This window comes from Kitasatospora sp. MY 5-36 (assembly GCF_001182915.1).
Taxonomy (GTDB): domain Bacteria; phylum Actinomycetota; class Actinomycetes; order Streptomycetales; family Streptomycetaceae; genus Kitasatospora.
In genome coordinates this window covers 1-1,163 of the sequence record NZ_LFVW01001255.1, presented here as the reverse complement: position 1 = coordinate 1,163, position 1,163 = coordinate 1, and the positions used below count along the sequence as shown (strand labels likewise).

At 76.0% G+C, this 1,163-nt stretch carries 1 protein-coding gene and 1 pseudogene; both read right to left on the bottom strand.

Annotation, left to right across the window (positions count from 1 at the left end):
- A pseudogene (locus AE652_RS41785) lies at positions 1 to 198 on the bottom strand (hypothetical protein); the annotation flags it as partial.
- 3 nt (positions 199 to 201) lie between these two features.
- Positions 202 to 1,163 (bottom strand): DUF4139 domain-containing protein (locus AE652_RS41780; protein ID WP_049661298.1); only part of this gene is annotated, 962 nt, incomplete at its 5' end.

Genomic DNA, 1,163 nt, shown 5'->3' with positions numbered 1-1,163 from the left:
CATGGTGTCGGCGGGCAGTTCGGCGCGCAGGGTGCGGTCGACGGCGAGGGCGGTGAGCGGGCCGAGGCGCAGCCGCTGCACGCCCGCGGCGAGCGCGACCGTCGTGCCGCGCTCGACCTGGCCGCGGTCCTCCAGGCAGGTCACGGCGGTGACGGGGAGGGGAAGGGTGACGGGGAGGGGACGGGTCTCGACGGTCATCGCTCAGTTCCTCCGGTTTCCGCCGACGATGGCCTTTCCGGCCGGGATCTTGATCAGGTAGCCGCCGTCCAGCTCGGTGCGTCCGCCCGGCGGCAGGTCGACCCGCCAGAGCCGGGTGCTGGGCGGGCAGTCCGGCGTGGAGACGGTCGGGGCGTGCCAGTCGGCCCGCTCCTCGATCCGGATCTCGGCGTCGGAGCCGACCGGCACCCGCTCGCGGACCTCCACCGTGACGGCGCGTCCGAGCCGGTTGGCCAGCTGGACGTGCACCCGGTGGTCGAGGACGGTGCTGTTGCCCTTCAGCATGCCGGTGGTGGACTCGTGCAGCTCGGTGCGGCGCGCCACCTCGATGCTCTCGGCGACACCGATGCCCAGCCGACGGGTGCCGCCGGGGGCCAGCGTGGGCAGGGCGGCGGTGAGCAGGAACTCGTCGTCCACGGTGACCTCGGCCGGGCCGGCCAGGACGGCCTGGTCGGTGCGGTTGGCGAGCACCAGGGTCGCGTACACCTTCTCCTCGACGGCGGGGACGGTGACGTACTCGGGGCGGACGGCGAGCGGGATCTCACCGACGGTGACGGTGTGCCAGGTGCCGTCGGACGGGATGTCGGCGGGGGCGGCGGCGTCGAAGCGGTGGTCGAAGGAGCCCGCCGACTCGCGGGGCGGGACGGCGTGCCGGGGGAGGGCGAGGGTGCGGAGCTGCGCGGTGCTGCCGGCGCCGCCGGGTGCTGTCCAGGCGGGTTCCTCGTACTCGAATCGCTCGAACTGTGCGGGCCGTGCGATGTGGCCGGTTCGTTCGGGGCGGGGGTGCAGGGTACCGCGCCGGGTGGCGGGCTCCTCGGGGCCGGCCAGGACGAGGTCGGGGTAGTCGAGCAGGGTGGCGTCCGGGGCGAGGCCGGGTGGCGGCGGGGGCGGGGCGGCGTGGCCGACGCGGCGGCGGGCCTCCCCGGGCGGGAAGCCGCCCGGGCCCT